We start from the raw sequence: 19,360 nt of genomic DNA on the forward strand, positions 1-19,360 counted from the left end.
GGGGTGAAGGAGCCGCACCTGCGCTTGTGGATCAGAGGGTGAGCAGCACTTTGGTCGCGCGGTAGCCTTCGGCGGCCTGTTCGAGAGGCAAGGTCAGGTCGAAGACCTCACCCGGGTCGATCTGACCGTTGATGATGAGCTCGATCAGTTCGGGGAGGAACCGGCGTACCGGTCCGGGGCCACCGTGCAGGTGCACACCGGAGAAGAACAATTCCAGGTCGGGGAGTTCGACTTCGTGGGGGACGCCTACGTAGCCGACGTGACAGCCGGGGCGGGTCGATCGGATGGCTTGCATCATCGATTCCTGGGTGCCGACGGGTTCGATGACCGAGTGGGCGCCGAGGCCCTCGGTGAGCTCTTTGATCTTCGCGACGCCGTCGTCGCCGCGCTCGGTGACGATGTCGGTGGCACCGAACTTTCGGGCCAGGGCTTGACGGTCGGGGTGTCTGCTCCTTGCGATAATGCGTTGCGCGCCGAGGTGTTTGGCGGCGAGAACGGCGAGCAGTCCCACCGCGCCGTCTCCGACGACTGTGACGGTCTTCCCCGGGCCGGCCTCGGCGGCGATGGCGGCGAACCACCCGGTGCCGAGGACGTCGGAAGCGGCCAGCAGATGGGGGATCTGCTCCGGGGTCGGCTGTGTCCGGGTGGCCACGAGGGTGCCATCGGCCAGCGGGACACGCACGTACTCCGCCTGGGTGCCGATCGATCCCCTCGGGACGGCGTGCACGCAGCGGCTCTGGTAGCCGGATCGGCAGATCTGACCGGTGTTGTCGGAGGCGAAGGTCGACCCGACGACGAAGTCGCCGACTTTTACGCTCCTAACCTCGTCGCCGATCTGCTCGACGATGCCGACGGACTCGTGGCCCATCGGTTGCGGCCACTCCGGCTTCTCGATGCAGCGGTAGGGCCACAGGTCGGAACCGCAGATGCAGGCGGCGGTGACGCGGATGATCGCGTCGGTCGGTTCGAGGATGGTCGGGTCGTCACGCTCGTCGACACGAACGTCGCCGGGGCGCGCATCACAACTCCACGCATGAGTGGATCCTTTCCACGTTGGTCTGCTGATGGTGCCGGTGTTGGGTGAGCACCCAGGTGCGCCTAGCGTTCTCCCTCATCGGTGTGTGGGTTACCGAGGTTGTCCTGGAAGAACGTGGTCAACTTGTCGAAGGGGATGAGATTGACGCGGTCATAGAGATCCACGTGACCGGCGCCGGGAACGATCACCAGTTCCTTGGGCTCACCGGCAAGCTGGTAGCCCTCTTCGCTGAACTCCCGGGAATGAGCCTCCTCGCCCGCGATGAAGAGCATCGGACGAGGAGAAATCGTCTCGATGTCCGCGAATGGGTAGAAGTTCATGAACTTCACGTTGCCGGTCAGCGTGGGATGCGTTGTGGTGGCCGGACTGTGCCCACGGGAGGTGCGGTAGAAGTCGTAGAATTCGCGGTCGATCGCGGTTGACTGGTCGTTGAGCTCTTCAGGTGTTCCGCTGGTGTACTCGGTTTGGCCACCCGCAAACTCCACGTCGCGCTGTTGCGCTGCCTGCGCGAGGATGTCCTTCCGCTGCTCGACGGTGACGGAGTGTCTGAGCCCGTTCCGGTTGGCGGTGCCCATGTCATACATGCTGACTGTCGCGATGGCTTTGATACGCGGGTCGATCTTGGCTGCACTGATGACGAAGCTGCCGCTCCCGCAGATCCCGATCGCGCCGATCGCTTCCTTGTCGACGTAGGTCTGGGTGCGCAGGTAATCAACTGCGGCGCTGAAGTCCTCGGCGTAGATGTCCGGTGAGACGGCGTTGCGGGGCTGACCTTCACTCTCGCCCCAAAACGACAGGTCCAGGGACAGGGTGACGAATCCCTGCTCGGCCATCTTCGTGGCATAGAGGTTTGCGCTTTGTTCCTTGACCGCACCCATGGGATGTCCGACGACCATCGCAGGATTCGTCGCATTGCGGTCCAAGTTCTTGGGCACGAACAGGTTGCCCGAGACATTCATCTGGTATTGGTTTTTGAACGTCACTTTCTGGGCGCTGACCTGGTCGCTGGTGTAGAAGTTGTCCGCGCCGTCGGAGGTGTCCCCCGGGGCCAGGTTCAGTGTCGCCTGGGTCGCCGAGGCCGCGGACGAGGAGGACCTGGTGGTCGGGGACGGCGTGCAGCCTGTTGCGGCGAGTACGCCGAGTACGGCGGCACCCGCAACAGCCATCTTCAGCAGGCCACGGCGTTTGAGGTCCCGTCCCGCAGAAGCTGTCGCTCTCGTCCGCCCAGCGGTGTCAGGGTCTGTGTTCATCGTTGATGCTCCTTGTCGTATGCGACGAAACGCGTATGGCTGCAGGCGCATTACCGCAGCTCGGTGATGAGGTTCAGGTGGATCAGAGTTGCCCGGTGTCGCACGCGCTCGACCTCTCGTCGTACGGTGCGGCAGACAACCGACGTGAGAGTGCTCGTGGATCCCTTCGCTGACGGGAAATTCACTGTCCTGTCTGATCAACGGCCGTCGCCGTCGAGCCCCGGTGTCCGGCACCCATACAACACCGCAGAGCACGAATGTGGGAGGCGCTGATCAGGGGGGTGCTGCCGGCACCCCTCTCACGTCCCTCGCAGCAGTCCGTCTCCGCGACCGCATCATCGCGGTGTTCTCTGGGCCATCCTTGCCGTCCACCATGGCGTCGCCGGAAGATGCGAGCGTCGTCGTGGTCTCGTTCTCGCTGACGCGGAGCGCCGATCACCCGCGCCGATAGGGCGTCTCACGGTGGCGGCGTCTCGAGTTCTCCACACGGATGCCGTACCGGCCGAGCTGAGCGGTCCGGCGGTACCGACCCGGCGCGGTCATCCGCACAGCGAGTCCATGTAGGTGGTGACAGCGAGGATCACGAGAACGACCGAGAAAATGACTGCGTCGGCGCGGATGTATCGCCCTTGCGGACTGCGGTTCTCATCGTCTAGCAATGTGGCCGACCAGCGCAATGAGCAGTGCGGCCGATCCGGCTGCGAGAAGGAGTACGGCGAGGGCAAAGATCCACCGACCGACTCCCAACCCGTACGCGCTGATGGTCGATTCGAGTCGGGTATCGGTAACCAGGACAGCGTGCGCGTCGAGGCGGAGGAACAAGGTGAGGGACGTGACGGTGCAGAATCCCTCCACGGCAATGTGGGCTAGCGGAGCTGGCGGGGTGGCCAGCGCGCGAGTAGGTGGTTGTGTCACAGTGCGATCCCTCCTCCGGAGGGTAGGCAGTGTGGGTCAGCGCACTGCGGTGAAGTCGCCTCTCTGATCATCGTGGCGGCGGCTTCTCATGTCGTGGATGGTTCGTCGTGTGGTGGTCGCAAGCAGGGCGATCGGCGCGAGCGCGGATCCGGTCAGGACCGCTCCGAGCACGGCCGGGCCGACCAGCCCCAGCGACGTCGACAGGGTTACCCCGGCCATGGCCGATCCGGCGGCGGTACCGAGATTGAATCCGGCGGTCGCCAGCGACGACGCCAGCGCCGACCCATCTCCGGCGAAGCGCAACGTCTGCGCGATCAGCACGGGATTGGCCCCGAGACCGCACGCACCCAGAAGGACGACCAGCATGACCACGATCGCCGAGTGATCGGCTGCGGCGGCGAGGACCAGCAGCGCCGTCGCGGTGAGCGAGACCGCTACGGCGATCGTGACCAGTGGGTACCGGTCCCCGACACGACCGCCGAGCGCGGTGCCGGCGAGTGCACCGATTCCGAACCCGACCAACACCAGGGGCACCATCGGTGCTGGAATGCCGGCGCGGTCCGTGAGCAGGGGGCTGATGAAACTGTAGGCGCCGAGGAACCCAGCCTGGGCGAGCACGATCGCACCCAACGCAACCCACACCCGCCACGGCCGAATCGCCGAAAGTTCGGCGCGAACCGAGACCTCTGCCCGGTGGCCGCCGACAGCGGCCGGCACGAATCGCAGCACAGCTCCGATCGCGAGCAGCGACAATCCGGCCAGCATCCAGAACGGGCCGCGCCACCCGGTGGCCTGGCCGGTGAAAGTGCCCAACGGCACCCCGGCAACCACGGCCAAGCTCAGTCCGCCCGACATCACCGCCAGTGCTCGCGCGCTCGCCCCGGGTCCGGCGACCGTGGTGGCGACGACCGCACCGATCGCCCAGAACGTGCCGGTGGCCAGCGCGGTCACCACCCGTGAGGCGGTCACTACTGTGAACGAGTCGCTCACCGCGGCGACGACGTGCCCAGCGGCGAACACGGCCAGCGCGCATACCAGGGTGGCCCGCGCGGGCAGCCGTAGGGTGGCCAGCGCCATCACCGGCGGTCCGACGATCATGCCGACCGCGAAGGCGGTGACCAGCAACCCGGCTTGCGCGACATCCACACCGAGATCAGCGGCGGCCTCGGGCAGCAAGCCTGCGATCATGAACTCGGTGGTGCCCATCAGGAAGATGCCCGCACCGATCACGTACACCAGTCCGGGCAGCCGAGGGGTCGGCGTCGTCCGGTCTCGCTGCTTCATCATCACCTCTTCGTTTCGGGATCGCTGTCCATCGAGGCGATTCGGGTGCCTCGATGTCCGACACTCATGCAACGCCGCAAAGAGCCCCCGTGGGAGGCGACGATGACAGGGGTGTCGGCAGCACCCCCCTCGCAGAACCTGGCAGCCGCCGACGGCCGGGTCGTACCCTCACTTCTATGGAGTCCACCAACCGAGCGGCCGAGATCGGCCAGTTCCTGGCGTCACGGCGGGCCAAGATCACCCCCGACCAGGTCGGGCTTCCGGTCTATGACGCCGCCAAACGCCGCGTCCCCGGTCTCCGCCGCCAAGAAGTCGCCACGCTCGCCGGGCTCTCGGTCGACTACTACACCCAGATCGAACGCGGCAAAGTCACCGGTGTCTCCGAATCCGTGCTCGACGCCATCGCCCGCGCGCTCGAACTCGACGAAGCGGAACGCTCCCACCTGGTCGACCTGCACCGTGCCGTCACCACCGGCCCGCAGCGAAGCAGGCCCCGCCGCACCAAAACCATTCGGCCGATGGTGCAGCGCCTGTGCGACGCCATGACGGTGCCGGCGTTCGTGCGTAACGCCCGGCACGATTTCGTATGCGGCAACCAACTGGCCTACGCGTTCTACGGCCCGCTCTACCCCGATCCGCTGCACCCCGACCCCAGCAAGCCGGTCAACTTCGTCCGGTTCTGCTTCCTCGACCCCCGCGCCCACGAGTTCTACCCCGACTGGGACCAGATGGCCGACAGCGCGGTCAACCTCCTGCGCACCGACGCCGGCCGCGACCCCTATGACCGCGGCATCTCCGACCTGGTCGGCGAACTGTCCACCCGCAGCGACGAATTCAGGACCCGGTGGGCCAAACGCAATGTGCGCCTGCACTACACCGGCACCAAGACCTTCCACCACCCCCTCGTCGGCGACATCGAAGTCGGCTACGAAACAATGCCACTACCTGCCGACCCCGGCCTGGTCCTCACCATCTACAGCCCCGAACCCGGAAGCCCGTCGGCCGACGCCATGACCCTGCTCGCAACCTGGGCGACCACACACCTCACCCCCGCTCCCGATCAAGCGCTACCCCACCACCCCCAATAGGCCCACAGCACCTCGGGACCAGACCCACCAACGACTGAACACACCGCATCGTTGCGGAACTTCGGGTGACGACCGCCGTGTGGGGACTGGCGTTCATCCGCAACCAGGCGGTCGTACGAGATGCGGTTGGGGGAATGCCGCGCCCGCCCTCGGAAAAGGCCAGCGCGAGAGCGATGGTGCCGAGTTTGTGCAGCGCGTCGCATCCACCCGCGTCCCGTCCCCCACAACCATCCGACGATCATCCCGACTCACGGCGCAGTTACGTTGACGAGGCCCGCCCAGCGCACCCAGTACAACTTCGCCCGCGCACATGGGAGAACGGCAATCTCTCATTCGGGACGACCCCGACGTCGGCCATGTCATTCGGAGCAGGGCATCGGTCAACCCTCGTAGGCGGCAGCCACCTTCTTCGGCACGCACATCCGCCACGCGTCGACGAGCAGCTCGCGCAGCTCCTCGACGTCGAGGGCATCGAGCCGTACGCAGACCCACCGGTACCGCATGTCGGAGGGGCGGGGCATGAGGAACTTCTCGGGCTCCGAGGCCACCAGCGCCGCCCGCTCTTCCCTGGGGAAGCCGAAACCCATGACCGTGTCGTCCTGGTAGAACGCCGCGTAGACCAGGCGTCCGACCCGGAACCTCACCTCGTCGCGTACGAGCGCCTCATAGGAACGAGGCAACGTGGCGGCCATCGCCCGGGCATCGCCGATCGTCACCCCCATCGGCGGCGCAGCACCTCGGCGGTGCCGTGGTCAGCAGGCAGGAACGCCTCGAGGTGCAGCTCGGCGAGCGTCACGTCGGAGGCGGTCGCGAACGACGTGAGCGTTGTGATGAGCCGGAGGTCGCCATCGGCCGAGCCCAGCTCCAGCGGCACCGCGAAGCCGAGCACGTCGGCCTCCTCGGGCAGCGGCGGAAGGTAGGACTCGAGCTCGGCGAGAAGCGCCTCCAACGCCGGGTCGGGGCTCTGCGCCAGCTGAGCCCGCAGGTGCTCGGTGATGTGCCGGCCCCACTCCGGCAGGTTGCGCACCCGGGGCGTGTTCCCATCGGGGTGCAGGGCCAGGCGGAACACGTTGACCGGTGGTGCGAGCAACGCGGGGTCGACGCCTTCGCGGAATACCTCGAACGCCCGGTTGGCGGTGACGAGGATGCCGTGCGGCCGCACTACCATCGCCGGGTACGGGAGATGCCCGTCGAGAATCGTCTCCAGCGCCTGGTGAACTGGGCGCAGCGCCTCGTCGTCGAGCGGCGACTCCGGGAACGCCGGGGCGAAGCCGGCAGCGAGGAGCAGCTCGTTGCGCTCCCGTAGCGTGAGCTCCATCGACTCCGCCAGGCGCAACACCATGCCCCGACCCGGGCGGGAGCGGCCCTGTTCGATGAAGCTCACGTGCCGCTGGGTGGTGCCCGCCCGAAGCGCGAGATCCAGCTGGCTCATCCGGCGGGCCGTGCGCCAGCGCCGGAACTCACTCGGGAACCGCGTCATCACCGATCAATCTTCGCGCACCCCGGGGGTCGATGCCATTCCTTCCAGGGAGTTGCTAGCAATGACTCCGCGGCAGACGATACGGCCATGACCGACACAGCAGCAGTCATCGATCACTACAACGCCGCGTTCCTCGAACGGGCACCCGACAAGCTCGTCGACCTCATCGCCCCCGACTGCGTGATGGAGGGCACCGGCCCGGAGCCCGACGGCAACCGATGGACGGGTTACGACGAATGCCTCGCGGGCTGGCAGGGATTGGCCTCCGACCCCGCCATCGGGTTCACGGTCGAGCACGTCGACATCGACGGCGACCGAGCCGTCATCCGCTGGAGGATCACCGGCACCGAGAACTATCGGGCGTGAATCTCATGCGCGTCCGGGACGGGAAGATCGTCGAGGCGCTCGGGTACGGCAAGCGTCCGTAGCCCGCTGTGTCGAGCCGCCGGGTGGCGCCCAGTTCCGGGCGGTTGCGGCGTCGATCGCCTCCCCGGTGAACGCCATCTCGCTGGCCCGGGCCAGTCCGACGGCCCGCGGCAGCAGCCACGCCCCTCCGTCGCCGGGAATGTCCGTCCTTGACGAAGCTTTGTGTGGTCTCCAGGGTGGTTCTTGGACAGGATGATTCGCACGTCCACGAGCACGATGCCGGTGTCCGATGCGATCACGGGGTTGAGGTCGAGTCGAGTTCGCTGATCTCGGGGTGAGGCGGCGACGATGTCGCCGACCCAAACGAGGAAGCGGGCCAGCGCTTCCCGGGCGACGATCGGGAGGTGCCGGTAGCCGTCGAGCGTGTGAGAGGCGATGGTCTCGTCGATCATCTCGTGAGCCTCGAGGGCGGTGAACGGGGCGGCCGCCTTCTAGTGGGACTGTCCGGACTGTTCCTCGAGTTTCGAGGAAGTCCCGTGTCCGTGTACGTGGCGTTCGCCGCTTGTCGCGGGTCCGCCGGAATGTCTGGCACTTCTCATCGACGACTATCTCGACATCGAGCAGGCCCCAACCCGCATGACACTGTGCGTGTCAGGATCGCAGTAGAACCCAATCCAGACCAATTCTTGCCGGTCCGGCAAGAACTCTCGCCGAAACCGTCGGTGTTATTGCACTGTGTGGGTATGGAAGAAGCGGGCGAGGTCACCGAGGTCAAGACGACATCACGTGAGGCGGACGAGTGGGATGCGCGCTACACCGAGCGGGATCGCGTGTGGAGCGGAGAACCCAACGGCGCCCTAGTTGACGAGATGACCGGCGCACGGCCGGGACGCGCCCTGGACGTCGGCTGCGGTGAAGGCGCCGACGCGCTCTGGCTCGCTAGCCAGGGATGGGCCGTCACCGCGCTGGACATCTCCCAGGTCGCCCTCGACCGAGCAAAGGCCCACGCCGACAGCGAGACCAAAGACATCACCTGGGTGCTGAGCGGACTGCTCGATGCCGACTTGCCCGCGGGTGGTTTCGACCTGGTCTCCGCCCAGTACCCCGCCTTGCGCAGTACCCCCGACCGTGCCGCCGAACGCGCGCTGGTCTCCGCCGTCGCACCGGGCGGCATCTTGCTGGTTGTGCACCACGACGTCCGCGACGCGGATGCGGCGCGCGAGCACGGCTTCGACCCCGCTGATTGGGTCACACCCGGTGATGTGGCGGCGCTACTCGATGACAGCTGGCACATCGACGTCAACGAGGTGCGGGAACGTTCGATCAGCGGCGGCGCGGGAGCACACCACACCCACGACGCGGTTTACGGGCCCACAGGCGGCCCCACCGTAGCCCTTCCATCGGGCATCCGACTGCCGGTGGTTCTCTCGACGCCGACGCAGGATCACACAGGAAAACCACGACGGGAACAGCTACGCCCGCTTCACCGTCCAATGGTCGCGCCCACCCCCACGATCGCACCCGCTACTGGGACCACCGACAGGCACGGTGGGTCAAGCATCACGCCAACCCGACCCGAGACTAGAGGCCATCATCACCGGACTGGACGAGACGCCCACCCCTAGCCGGATTGTGGCCCGACAGAGAAGATGGTCAGGAAATGTCGCCGTGGGATGTCGAGAACCCGCGCGCGGCTTCGTCCCCGAAGTGAAACGGCCACAATGGGCCGCACCGCACCAAGGAGAACATGATGGCCAAGTACCTACTGCTCAAGCACTACCGTGGCGCGCCCGCATCGATCAACGACGTGCCCATGGACCAATGGACGCCGGAGGAAATCTCGGCCCACGTGCAGTACATGAACGACTTCGCCGCCCGGCTCGAGAGCACCGGCGAGTTCGTCGACAGCCAGGCACTCTCCGCGGAGGGCACGTTCGTCCGCTACGACGGTGAGGGGCGACCGCCGGTCACCGACGGCCCGTTCGCGGAGACCAAGGACCTGATCGCCGGCTGGATGGTGATCGACGTCGAGACCCACGAGCGAGCGCTCCAACTGGCCGGCGAACTGTCCGCGGCCCCAGGGGCGGGTGGGAAACAGATCCACGAATGGCTCGAGGTGCGCCCGTTCCTGACCGCAGCTCCGACCACTACGGAGTGTGGTTTTCACCAGGGGTGATGACACGTCCCCCGAAACTCTGATCGCAGTGCCGGGGACGCTCGAACAAGCAGACTGTCAAGTGCGCGGGCAAGAGTGGGCTGGAGTCGGCGACACTGCGGATGCACAGGATGAGCCGGAGGCGTGCACCCCTTCTCTGGGTTGGTGCCTCCGGTTTTCTGTCTCGACAGCCGCTCGGCGGTCATCCGTTTCTTCAGCTCCCGGCGGGCGCGTTGCTTCGGCGTCTCCTCTGGTTCGGGCTCGTCGTCGACCGCCCGGAAGGTTGCACGCCCGAGCACGATGTCCGGGTGCACGACCAGCTCGGGCGGTCCTTGTCGTCGGTGAACAGTCCGATCTCGACCCCCTCAGTCTTCAGTGACGTCCCGCAGCTCGATGATCATCCGCCGCCGATGCTGCCCGCCGGGCGACGGTAGCGTCCCTCACCGGCCAAGATCACCTCGAACCGCATCCGCTTCCAACTCACCGGTCCACGGTAGGCACGAACACCCAAAGTCACTGAAAAGCAATAATACTCAGAAATAGCCCAACCTACTCACAAACTGTCCCGCTCGGCACAGGGGACACGCGGCCCAGCAGTTGAGCAAACCCAGCCGATCAGCAGGTAGCGCCGGGCGATCCCGGGCCCCGAAGGTAGTCGATCAGAGTGTCGAGGACGGCTTCGAGATCCTCGACACTGCCCGTCGACCGCAGGACCTGCACCCCACCCTGAATTCCCGCGATGAACGCGGACGCGGTGCGCGGCGCATCCAGTTCCGCCCGGATCTGCCCTGCCGCCTGCATCGCCTCGATCCCGGCCACGACGTGGGTCCGCCACTGTGCCAGCAGTGTTCGGACCACTTCGTAGGCCCCCGGCGTTCCGCCCGCCTGGGCCAGCAGCGACCCGAGCGGACAGTGCGCTCCCTGAGCGCGGTAGCGGGTGACCAACGCATCCCGCCACCTCAGCCACGCCGCCCACGACGTCAGCGCGCCGAGGTGCGGTTGCTGATCGTCGAGAACCCGGCCCGCCTCGTAGACGGCGACGGCGAGCAGCAGTTCGTCCTTACCGCCCGGAAAGTAGTGGAACAGCTGTCCCTTGCTGGTTCCGGTGATCGCGCGGATGTCGTCGAGCGTGACCTGACCGGGCTCACCACCCCGAAGATGAGTCGCGGCACCCTCGACGATGCGCTGTCTGGTCGCGAGCCCCTTCGCAGTGATCGGCATATGCCGACGGTAACGCAATTCTGGACCGGCCAACCCTCCACTACTCCATTGGCAGCGATCACACCCCACTTTCTGGACTTGTGGGTCCAAAAAATAGGTCCTACGGTCGGGACATGACCAATCACTTCACCGGCAACCGACTGCAGGGCCGCACCGCCCTCGTCACCGGATCGACCTCCAACATCGGGCGCGCAATCGCCGTCGCCTTCGCCGCCGAGGGCGCCCACGTGATCGTCTCCGGTCGCGACGCGGCACGCGGGGACGAGACCATCGCCGCGATCCAGGCGACGGGAGGCCGCGCGGACTTCCTCGCCGCCGACCTCGACGGCACCTCCGCCACCAGCCACGCCCTCGCCGAGCAGGTGCTGCGCCTGACCGGCGGGCACCTCGACATCCTGGTCAACAACGCGGGCATCTTCCCGGCCTCCGGCACGATGACCGTCGACGACGACATCGTGGACCGCATCTACGCCGTGAACGTCAAGGCACCCATCTTCCTGGTGCAAGCCCTGGCCCCACACATGACCGAGAGCGGTGGCGGCGTCGTAATCAACCTCGGCTCGTGGGTGGCCCGCCTCGGAATCCCACACGGCCCCGTCTACGCCTCGTCCAAGGCCGCGATCGAGAGCCTGACCCGATCCTGGGCCGCCGAATTCGGCCCACGGGGCCTGCGCGTCAACGCCGTCTCCCCCGGCGTCATCCGCCCCGCCGGACCCGACGCCGACTCCCCGGCCGACACCCTGATGCACTCCACACCCGCCGGCCGGCCCGGCACCGCCGAAGACATCGCCGACGCCGTGCTCTACCTCGCCTCCGACGACGCCCGCTTCGTACACGGGACAGTCCTCGACGTCGACGGCGGACGCGTCGGAGTCAACACCGTGTAATGCCCGCGGCACAAACCGAACACCGGCGCGACACGCACGACGATGGCGTGAATGCTGCCGATGAAAAGACGATGCTGAAGTTCGCACAGACGTGGCAGCCCTGTGGCGGAGCGGATGAGCAGATCCTGTCCGAATTCGTTGTGACAGAAGCGTCGTATTACGTCAAGCTGCGCCAATACGATCCCCCACTGGTGCCGCGACTAGGCCTAAGAAAGTTCCGGCGCATCTGTACATGCGGACTGAACGAGCATTCCGTCGAACGGGACGTCCTGGGTCGTCTTCACGAACTACGGCGACCGTCTCATTCCAAGGACCCCTGTGCCTCGCGGCGGAGTCTCAGTCGCCGATGTAGCCGGTCTCGGGATTGATCTGACCGAGGAAATCGCGGATCGACTCGCGATGCTCGTCAATTGTGTTCGGCTGCAGCGTAGAGGGAGTGTTCGCTCGATCCTGAATGCTCGAAGAGGCTACGCGTTGAAAGCTGGAGAAACCGTACCCCTTGTTCGGTCCGGATACCCAGTCATAGTCGCAGGCGCCTGGTTCGCCTGGGCGGAGTCTCACAGTGAAAACCTCACCGTCGACCGTCAACGTGAACGGCCCATCATCAGCCGTCGGTCGACTGTCACCTGCAGGCTCGTCGTGGTCCTCAGTACCCATGAACGCATCCTCACATGCGTCGGGCTTGCCGGATCGGACCTCCTAGTAGTACTTTGTTAGCTCGGCGTGTCGGCTCGAGTTTTCGTGGCTTTCTCGAGAGCATGCGGGCATGGATACAGCCGCTCTCGCCCGTGTCGGGGAACAGTTGGATGCGTTTGTCGGTGAGGTATTCTCGTCGCTGGCGCGCAAGGATCAACGGGAGAAGGCGGGACTGTATGCGCGGGGGTTGATGCTCGACGGCCGGCGGAAGTCGATGCAGCCGATGGCGCAGCGGTTGCGGGTCGATCATCAACAGTTGCAGCAGTTCGTGACCACCTCGCCGTGGGATGTGGTTCCGGTGCGGAAAACGCTGTCCCGCCGGGCGTGTGGTCTGATCGACCCGGATGCCTGGGTCATCGATGACACCGGGTTCATCAAGGACGGACCCGCCTCGCCGGGCGTGGCCCGCCAGTACTCGGGCACCCTCGGCAAGGTCGGCAACTGTCAGATCGCGGTCAGCGTGCACGCCGCCACCGATGCGGCGTCCGCACCGCTGGACTGGCGCCTGTTCCTGCCCGAGACCTGGGACGATCGGTCGACCACCGACCCCGACGCCGTCGCGGCGATCATCGCCCGCCGGCGACGGTCCGCGATCCCCGTCACCGAGCATCACCGCCCCAAATGGGCGATGGCGATCGAGATGATCGACGAGCTGACCGAGTGGGGCCGGATCCCGCCGGTCGTGGTCGCAGACGCCGGCTACGGCGACACCACCGCCTTCCGACTGGCCCTGACCGAGCGGGGCATCGACTACGTCGTCGCCGTCAAGGGCGCGACCAGTGCCCATCCCGGCGACGCGGTCCCGGAGACCGGGGCCTACAGCGGCCGCGGTCGCCCGTCGACGCCCCGTTACGGCCCGCACACGACCTGCAAGGACCTCGTCCTCGCTGCCGGACGCAAGTCCCTGCGCACCGTGACCTGGCGCAAGGGAAGCAAGGCCGACCCCACCAACCCCACGGCGGTGATGCGCTCGCGGTTCGCCGCGCTGCGGGTCCGCCCGGCGAACCGGGACATTCCCCGCGCCGAGGACGGCGCCCTGCCCGAGGTGTGGTTGCTCGCCGAGTGGCCGACCGGAGCGGATGAGCCGACCGACTACTGGCTCTCCACCCTCTCCGAGGACATCCCGCTGCCCGAGCTGGTGCGGCTGGCGAAGATCCGCTGGCGCGTCGAGCACGACTACCGGGAGCTGAAAACCGGTCTCGGACTGGATCATTTCGAGGGCCGTTCCTGGCTGGGCTGGCACCACCACGCCACCCTGGTCACCGCCGCTCACCTGTTCCTCACCACTCTGCGGCTGGCCGACCCAAAAGCGTCTGGGCGGGGCTGACTCTGTACGCAATCGTGCGTGAACTCCAACGCGCACTTGCCCGTTGGATCGGTACCTGCCCACTATGCCACCACACCTTCCCCACCTAACAAAGTCCTACTAGGAGCGCCCGACAATTGCCCCGGGCCCAACCGAGCAGTGAACTGGCGAGACCCAGTGGATCGGCTTCCCGCATGGCTACTGGCGGAAGGTACCGCGCAGGTTCGCGTTGATCAGCTCGTTCATGCGCTTGCTCGCGCCAGACGACCAGGTCAGGGCCGAAACCCGACAGCGGTTCATCAAAATGTATGAAGGCCCCACCTCTGCGTTGTTCCGTTGGCGCATGGCGGGGACGGCCGCGGGCAAGCAGGGTGACTCCCATCACAAGCTCGATCCCGCCCGCCCCGCGAAGTCGACGGGCGCGGGCACCTGATGAAGGGAATGCCATGGGTACGACTCCGAACGGGGCCCATCAGCTCAAACCCGGCCTTAAACAGCGGCACCTGACAATGCTCTCGCTCGGCGGGGTCATCGGTGCCGGCCTGTTCGTGGGGTCGAGTGCGATCATCAACCAGGCTGGCCCGCTCGCCTTTGTCACCTACGGCATCACGGGGCTGATCGTGCTGCTGGTGATGCGGATGCTCGGCGAAATGGCCGCAGCCAAACCATGTTCCGGTTCCTTTACCGACTACGCCCGAATGGCGTGGGGTGAGTGGGCAGGCTTTTCCACCGGGTGGCTGTATTGGTACTTCTGGGTCATCGTCGTCGGATTCGAGGCGGTCGTCGGCGGTCAGATGATCAACAAATGGATTCCGTCGCTGCCGGTGTGGGCGATCGCGGCTGCCCTCATGGTCATCATGACCGCGGTCAACCTGCTCTCGGTGGGCGCGTTCGGTGAGGCCGAGTACTGGTTCGCGAGCATCAAGGTGGTCGCCATCGTCGCTTTCATTGCGGTCGCCGCGCTGTTCGTCTTCGGGCTCTGGCCCGGCGCGAGCGTCGACTTCTCCAACCTCACCGACCATGGCGGGCTCCTCCCGAACGGGCTGGCCACCCTGTTCATCGGTGTGGTCGTGGTGATCTTCTCCATGACCGGTGTCGAGGTCGTCACCATCGCCGCCGCCGAGTCGGCGGAACCGGCCAAGTCGATCCGCAAGGCGGTCAACTCCGTCGTCTTCCGCATCCTCGCGTTCTTCGTCATCTCCACGTTCCTGATCGCGGTGATCGTGCCGTGGGATTCGGTGGTACCGGGCGAGTCTCCGTTCGTCGCCGCCCTGGACCGGATCGGAATCCCCGGCACAGCGGACCTGCTCAACCTTGTCATCCTGGTGGCGGTGCTGTCGGTCCTCAACTCCGGCCTCTACACCTCCTCCCGGCTGCTGTTCGTCATGGGCGGCCGCGGCGACGCACCGGCCTGGATGACCTCGACCAACAAGCGTGGCGTTCCGGTCAAGGGCATCCTGTCCTGCACCGTCATCGGCTACGGATGCGTGGTCCTTGCGGCAATCTTCCCGGACACGGTGTTCCTGTTCCTGATCAACGCCTCCGGTGCGGTGTTCCTGTTCGTGTACTTCATGATCTGCATCTCCGAGCTGCGCCTGCGTCGACGGTGGGAGAAGGAGAACCCCGGCTCCCTCGAGTTCCGGATGTGGCTCTACCCGGGCCTGCCGATCCTGGTGACGGTGGCCATCGTCGCGGTACTGGTCAGCATGGGTTTCCGGGAAGCCAATCGGATCGAACTGATGCAGGGAATCGCGGTGTGGGTGGTGCTGACGATCGTCTACTTCATCAAGAAGAAGACCCGCGCCTCCACACAGGTGGCCCCGGCCGCCGACGACAGCGGACCCGACGTGTCCGGGGTGGCCACGGAGAGCATCAACTCCTGAACTTCGAGGTAGCACCTGATGAACACCAGATGGGCTGGTCCGTGACGGACCAGCCCATCTGGTGTTCCGCTCAGTCGATCAACTCGTCGAGATCGAGTTTCGCTCGCTCGGCACCGGACAGGGCGAGCCAAAACATCGCGGAGCCTTCGGTGGAGGTCGGCTTCAAGCCGGTGAGCTGCTCGACGCGGCGCAGCCGGTAGACGAGGGTCTGCCGGTGGATTTTCAACTCGTCGGCGCTCTTCTGCCACGCGCCGTCGTTCCGGAGGAACACGCGCACCGAGGTCACTAGCTCACCCTCGTTGCTCTTGTCATGGGCGATGAGCGGGCCGAGGGTGGTGCGGACCAACCTGCGGGTGTCTTCCATGCTGCGGGGCAGAAAACCGACGTCGTCGATGTCTTCGCCGTAGACATTGACGGTCTGGTCTTGCTCATGGGCGCGAGCCACGGCGAGCTGGGCCTGCCGGGCCGCTTCGGCGACACTCGAATTGGCGGTCAGAGCGCTGCTGACCCCGACCGCGCAGTCCGGAGCGAGCTTGGTGTTGATCGTTGCCAGGAGGTCGAGATCGCGGGGCACCACCGCGATCAGTAGCGCCGCGCGCGGCAGCAGCAGCGGAGCGTACTGCTGCAGACAGACCTGCCGGTGGATGGTCTCGTGATGAAGTGGGTCGGCGTTCGGGGTGCTCCAGCATGCGACGACCACCCCATTGGTCATCCCGCGGTGGCGCAGTTCGGGCCACACGGCGGCGAAGGTGATGGTTTCGTCGAGAAGGCCGACGAGCAAGTCCGCCCCGGACGCACGAAGTCGGTCGCGTTGAGCGGCATCATGTTCGAGTTCGAGGGCAATCAGGCCCCCGAGGTGCTGCAGGAGCGGGCGGTCGTTGACGGGGACCCGGCCGGGACTGGCCGACAGCACCACTTCTCCTGCCCCCGGGATCGGAATTTCGACGCGGTCGGCCGCAGGATCTGCGTGGCCGCTCCGCTGGTGAAGCGCCAGGCGTCCGCTGACAATGACCTCGCCGCCGGCACCGTGATCGCGGACCTCGAGAGCCCATCCGGTGGTCCCTTCGAGCGCGGAGATCCGGTCCCCGAAGGTGCCGCGTGCGTGCAGGGCCTGCCAGTACACGTCGTACAGGCGGGTGATGCTGGACAGGCGCTGTCGTTCGGATTCGACGGCACTTTCGATGACGGTGCGCGCGAGCGCGACGAATTGCAGGTCGAAACTTGCCGAGAGCACCGGGAATCCGCGGCTTTCGGCGACTTCGAGCAGCGCCGGCGTGACATCCGGGGCGCCGGGGCCGCGGGCGATCACCAGGGCGCTGACCTGACTGTCGATCAGGTGCGCCATCCACTCGGACTGCTCCGTGTCGCCGCGGGGCAGCCCGCCGCCGGTGGTCATGACGAGGTCACCGTGTTCGAACCACAACCACGGATCGGGCAGGTCACACGCGTGCGCCCACGTGACCAGTCGCGCGCCGCCGCTCTCGCCGGCGAGATATTGCAGGCCGAGCGATGGGATCGCGGCCAGCTGATCGACGGAGATCATCGGCCTTCACCTCCTCATACAAAAGTACAGCCGCCAGTTCTATGTCTGTGAATCCGGAGTATGTCGGGGCTCACACACTGACACGACACTGGACATCGACGCACGAACGAACGAACGGCTGGAGGCTGTAAATGGTGGTCAGTAACGCCCGCGCGGAGCGCGGCGTATCAGGTGCCGCAGACGGTACACCCCTGTGGCGCGAAGACCGAGAGCACGCATCCCGGCGGCCGGCGCTGCCCGGCAACATCACTGCCGACGTGGCGATCGTCGGTGCCGGGTTCACCGGACTGTGGGCGGCCTACTACCTGCTGCAGGCCGACCCGACGCTGAAAGTAGTTCTGCTCGAACGGGAATACGCCGGCTTCGGCGCCTCGGGACGCAACGGTGGGTGGGCGTCGTCGATCTTCCCGGTGTCGCTCGGCCGCGTCGAGCAGCTGTACTCGCATCGTGCCGCTCTGGATCTGCAGTCGGCGATGAACGAAACGGTCGGCGAGATCGGCGACGTCGTCGCGGCCGAGAAGATCGACTGCGAATACTCCCGCGACGGATTCGTCTCCCTCGCCCGCAGCCAGGCGCAATGGGCGCGGGCGAAGGCGACTGTCGATGGCGCCGAGAGGTTCGGCACCCACGGGCAGTGGCAGCTGCTCGATGCCGACGCCGCGCGCGAGAAGGTCAACGCAGCCGGTGTGCTCGGCGGTATCTACACCGAGCACTGCGCCCTGCTGCACCCGGACAAGCTGGTGCGCGGTCTCGCCGGCTGGGTCGAGGAGCGCGGCGGGGTCATCTATGAGGACACCGCGGTCGACGAGATCGGCAAGGGCATCGTATGGACGCGGCACGGGTCGGTCACCGCATCCGTCGTCATTCGCGCCACCGAGGCGTTCACCCCCGAATTCCCCGAGTACCGGCGCAATGTGGCGCCGCTGTACTCGCTCGTCGTCGCGACCGCCCCGCTGCCGGACGAGGTCCGTCTGGAACTCGGCCTCGACGGCCGAACCGCGTTCAACGACATGCGGAACCTGCGGATCTACGCCCACCCGACCAACGACGGCCGCCTGGTCTTCGGCGGGCGCGGGGCGCCGTACCACTTCCGGTCCAAGGTCCACCCGTCGTTCGACGTCGACGAGAAAATCCACGAGAAGATCATCGACACGATGCACGAGTTCTTTCCGACACTGAAGGACGTGCCGATCACCCACCGGTGGGGTGGCCCCCTCGGTGTCCCGCGCGACTGGTTCCCCTCCGTCGGCTACGACCAGAACAACAAGATGGCGTGGGCCGGACCGTATGTCGGCGACGGGGTCGCCACCAGCAACCTCGCCGGCCGCATCCTGCGCAACCTCATCCTCGACAAACGCGACGACCTGAACTCACTTCCCGTGGTCAACCACCACTCCCCCAAATGGGAAGTCGAACCCTTCCGCTGGTTCGGGGTCAACGCCGGACTGCGCGCCGCCGCGACCGCGGACCTCGAAGAACGCGTCACCAACAAACCGTCCAAGGTGTCCGCGCTGCTGGAAAAACTCACCGGCGCCCACTGACATCCCTCCCGACCGATAACGGAGACATCGACCATGGCTTCACTGATCCACCTGCCCTCCACCGTCGTGAACGGTGAGCTGACCCCCGCCGGGCAACGGCCCGGCGCCGACAGCGGCGACCCGCAGCTGCGCACCCTACCCGTCGACGGCGGCACCGACGCCCAGATCGGAATCTGGGAGTGCCAGCCCGGCGGCTGGCCTGTCGTCGACCGACCCAACACCGAAACCTGCTTCATCATCGAAGGCAAAGCCACACTCACCGACGACGAGACCGGCACCAAGGTCGAGATCTCGGCCGGCGACTTCGTGGTCCTGCCCCCGGGATGGTCCGGACGCTGGGACGTCTCCGAAACCGTCCGCAAGGCATACACCATCTTCTGACGCCGATCAGTGCCGCGTCCACGACGAAACCACCAGCTACTTCACATTCGACAGGACCCCACTTCATGACACACAACGACAGCACCCTCCGGGTGATCCCACACTGGTTCGACGACAAGACGTTCACCGGCACCAGCGGCAACACCGCGCCGGTCACGAATCCGGCGACCGGTGCCGTCACCGGTCAGGTCGCCCTCGCCGGCGTCGAGGACGCCCGCGCCGTCATCGACGCCGCCGCCGCCGCGTTCCCCGCCTGGCGCGACACCTCCCTCGCCAAGCGCACCCAGGTGATCTTCAACTTCCGGGAACTGCTCAACGCCCGCAAAGG

Annotated in this window: 18 protein-coding genes and 4 pseudogenes; 10 read left to right on the forward strand and 12 right to left on the reverse strand. The window is 66.3% G+C overall.

Annotated elements, in window-relative coordinates; genetic code table 11:
- Positions 1-31: 31 nt before the first annotated feature.
- The 4 genes and pseudogenes from HGB39_RS27180 to HGB39_RS27195 form a co-directional block, all read right to left on the reverse strand.
- Positions 32-1,035: pseudogene (locus HGB39_RS27180) on the reverse strand (zinc-dependent alcohol dehydrogenase family protein).
- Between the two features lie 63 nt (positions 1,036-1,098).
- Positions 1,099-2,202, reverse strand: a complete 1,104-nt coding sequence (locus HGB39_RS27185) for an alpha/beta hydrolase (protein WP_005567762.1) — start codon at positions 2,200-2,202, stop codon at positions 1,099-1,101.
- 729 nt (positions 2,203-2,931) lie between these two features.
- Positions 2,932-3,201: a hypothetical protein gene (locus HGB39_RS27190; protein WP_247607514.1), complete on the reverse strand. Its 270-nt coding sequence runs from the start codon at positions 3,199-3,201 to the stop codon at positions 2,932-2,934.
- Between the two features lie 36 nt (positions 3,202-3,237).
- Positions 3,238-4,488: an MFS transporter gene (locus HGB39_RS27195; RefSeq protein WP_005567760.1), complete on the reverse strand. Its 1,251-nt coding sequence runs from the start codon at positions 4,486-4,488 to the stop codon at positions 3,238-3,240.
- Between the two features lie 173 nt (positions 4,489-4,661).
- Between HGB39_RS27195 and HGB39_RS27200 the strand changes: the two genes are divergently transcribed.
- A complete protein-coding gene (locus tag HGB39_RS27200; protein ID WP_005567759.1) occupies positions 4,662-5,573 on the forward strand; it encodes a helix-turn-helix transcriptional regulator in 912 nt (303 codons plus the stop codon).
- Between the two features lie 380 nt (positions 5,574-5,953).
- On the opposite strand, the gene HGB39_RS27205 is transcribed toward HGB39_RS27200, so the two are convergent.
- Positions 5,954-6,295 carry an MmcQ/YjbR family DNA-binding protein gene (locus tag HGB39_RS27205; RefSeq protein WP_005567758.1) on the reverse strand — a complete coding sequence of 114 codons (342 nt, stop codon included), beginning with the start codon at positions 6,293-6,295 and terminating at the stop codon, positions 5,954-5,956.
- A complete protein-coding gene (locus HGB39_RS27210; RefSeq protein ID WP_005567757.1) occupies positions 6,286-7,053 on the reverse strand; it encodes a helix-turn-helix domain-containing protein in 768 nt (255 codons plus the stop codon). The genes HGB39_RS27205 and HGB39_RS27210 overlap by 10 nt, the downstream gene beginning before the upstream one ends.
- An 87-nt stretch (positions 7,054-7,140) precedes the next feature.
- Between HGB39_RS27210 and HGB39_RS27215 the strand changes: the two genes are divergently transcribed.
- A complete protein-coding gene (locus HGB39_RS27215) occupies positions 7,141-7,419 on the forward strand; it encodes a nuclear transport factor 2 family protein (RefSeq protein WP_005567755.1) in 279 nt (92 codons plus the stop codon).
- A gap of 90 nt (positions 7,420-7,509) precedes the next feature.
- Here HGB39_RS27215 and HGB39_RS27220 read toward each other — a convergent pair.
- Together HGB39_RS27220 and HGB39_RS40305 are read right to left on the reverse strand one after the other, a co-directional pair.
- Positions 7,510-7,642, reverse strand: a pseudogene (locus tag HGB39_RS27220) (enoyl-CoA hydratase-related protein); the annotation flags it as partial.
- A 37-nt stretch (positions 7,643-7,679) separates the two neighbouring features.
- A pseudogene (locus tag HGB39_RS40305) lies at positions 7,680-7,892 on the reverse strand (acetate--CoA ligase family protein); the annotation flags it as partial.
- Positions 7,893-8,162: 270 nt separating this feature from the next.
- On the opposite strand from HGB39_RS40305, the gene HGB39_RS27230 reads away from it, so the two are divergent.
- On the forward strand, positions 8,163-9,044 hold the full coding sequence (locus HGB39_RS27230; protein WP_005567753.1) for a class I SAM-dependent methyltransferase: 882 nt from the start codon (positions 8,163-8,165) through the stop codon (positions 9,042-9,044).
- Between the two features lie 125 nt (positions 9,045-9,169).
- Complete coding sequence (locus HGB39_RS27235; protein ID WP_054246873.1) at positions 9,170-9,595, forward strand: YciI family protein; 426 nt, start codon at positions 9,170-9,172, stop codon at positions 9,593-9,595.
- A gap of 128 nt (positions 9,596-9,723) precedes the next feature.
- Here the strand turns inward: HGB39_RS27235 and HGB39_RS39045 are convergent.
- Positions 9,724-9,929 (reverse strand): annotated as a pseudogene (locus tag HGB39_RS39045) (hypothetical protein); the annotation flags it as partial.
- Positions 9,930-10,189: 260 nt separating this feature from the next.
- Entirely contained in the window at positions 10,190-10,795 is a 606-nt protein-coding gene (locus HGB39_RS27240) for a TetR/AcrR family transcriptional regulator (RefSeq protein WP_005560648.1), read from the reverse strand.
- A 113-nt stretch (positions 10,796-10,908) separates the two neighbouring features.
- On the opposite strand from HGB39_RS27240, the gene HGB39_RS27245 reads away from it, so the two are divergent.
- Positions 10,909-11,682 (forward strand): SDR family NAD(P)-dependent oxidoreductase, encoded by a 774-nt coding sequence (locus HGB39_RS27245; RefSeq protein ID WP_005560650.1) that lies wholly within the window; start codon positions 10,909-10,911, stop codon positions 11,680-11,682.
- 336 nt (positions 11,683-12,018) lie between these two features.
- Here HGB39_RS27245 and HGB39_RS27250 read toward each other — a convergent pair whose 3' ends face one another.
- Complete coding sequence (locus tag HGB39_RS27250) at positions 12,019-12,339, reverse strand: hypothetical protein (RefSeq protein ID WP_043786895.1); 321 nt, start codon at positions 12,337-12,339, stop codon at positions 12,019-12,021.
- A gap of 109 nt (positions 12,340-12,448) precedes the next feature.
- Here HGB39_RS27250 and HGB39_RS27255 point away from each other — a divergent pair, with 109 nt between their 5' ends.
- The gene (locus tag HGB39_RS27255; RefSeq protein ID WP_064080492.1) at positions 12,449-13,705 is read left to right on the forward strand and encodes an IS701 family transposase; all 1,257 of its coding nucleotides are present in this window, start codon (positions 12,449-12,451) and stop codon (positions 13,703-13,705) included.
- 425 nt (positions 13,706-14,130) lie between these two features.
- Positions 14,131-15,567 carry an amino acid permease gene (locus HGB39_RS27260; protein ID WP_043787362.1) on the forward strand — a complete coding sequence of 479 codons (1,437 nt, stop codon included), beginning with the start codon at positions 14,131-14,133 and terminating at the stop codon, positions 15,565-15,567.
- A 70-nt stretch (positions 15,568-15,637) separates the two neighbouring features.
- On the opposite strand, the gene HGB39_RS27265 is transcribed toward HGB39_RS27260, so the two are convergent.
- Complete coding sequence (locus tag HGB39_RS27265) at positions 15,638-17,110, reverse strand: PucR family transcriptional regulator (protein WP_005561717.1); 1,473 nt, start codon at positions 17,108-17,110, stop codon at positions 15,638-15,640.
- Positions 17,111-17,241: 131 nt separating this feature from the next.
- Here HGB39_RS27265 and HGB39_RS27270 point away from each other — a divergent pair, with 131 nt between their 5' ends.
- The 3 genes from HGB39_RS27270 to HGB39_RS27280 all read left to right on the forward strand — a co-directional run.
- Positions 17,242-18,651 (forward strand): NAD(P)/FAD-dependent oxidoreductase, encoded by a 1,410-nt coding sequence (locus tag HGB39_RS27270; protein ID WP_005561716.1) that lies wholly within the window; start codon positions 17,242-17,244, stop codon positions 18,649-18,651.
- 33 nt (positions 18,652-18,684) lie between these two features.
- Positions 18,685-19,032, forward strand: a complete 348-nt coding sequence (locus tag HGB39_RS27275; RefSeq protein WP_005561715.1) for a cupin domain-containing protein — start codon at positions 18,685-18,687, stop codon at positions 19,030-19,032.
- A 65-nt stretch (positions 19,033-19,097) separates the two neighbouring features.
- Positions 19,098-19,360: aldehyde dehydrogenase family protein (locus tag HGB39_RS27280; RefSeq protein WP_210753007.1), on the forward strand; the 263-nt coding region annotated here is incomplete at its 3' end.

This window comes from Rhodococcus opacus (assembly GCF_012396235.1).
GTDB lineage: Bacteria > Actinomycetota > Actinomycetes > Mycobacteriales > Mycobacteriaceae > Rhodococcus_F > Rhodococcus_F opacus.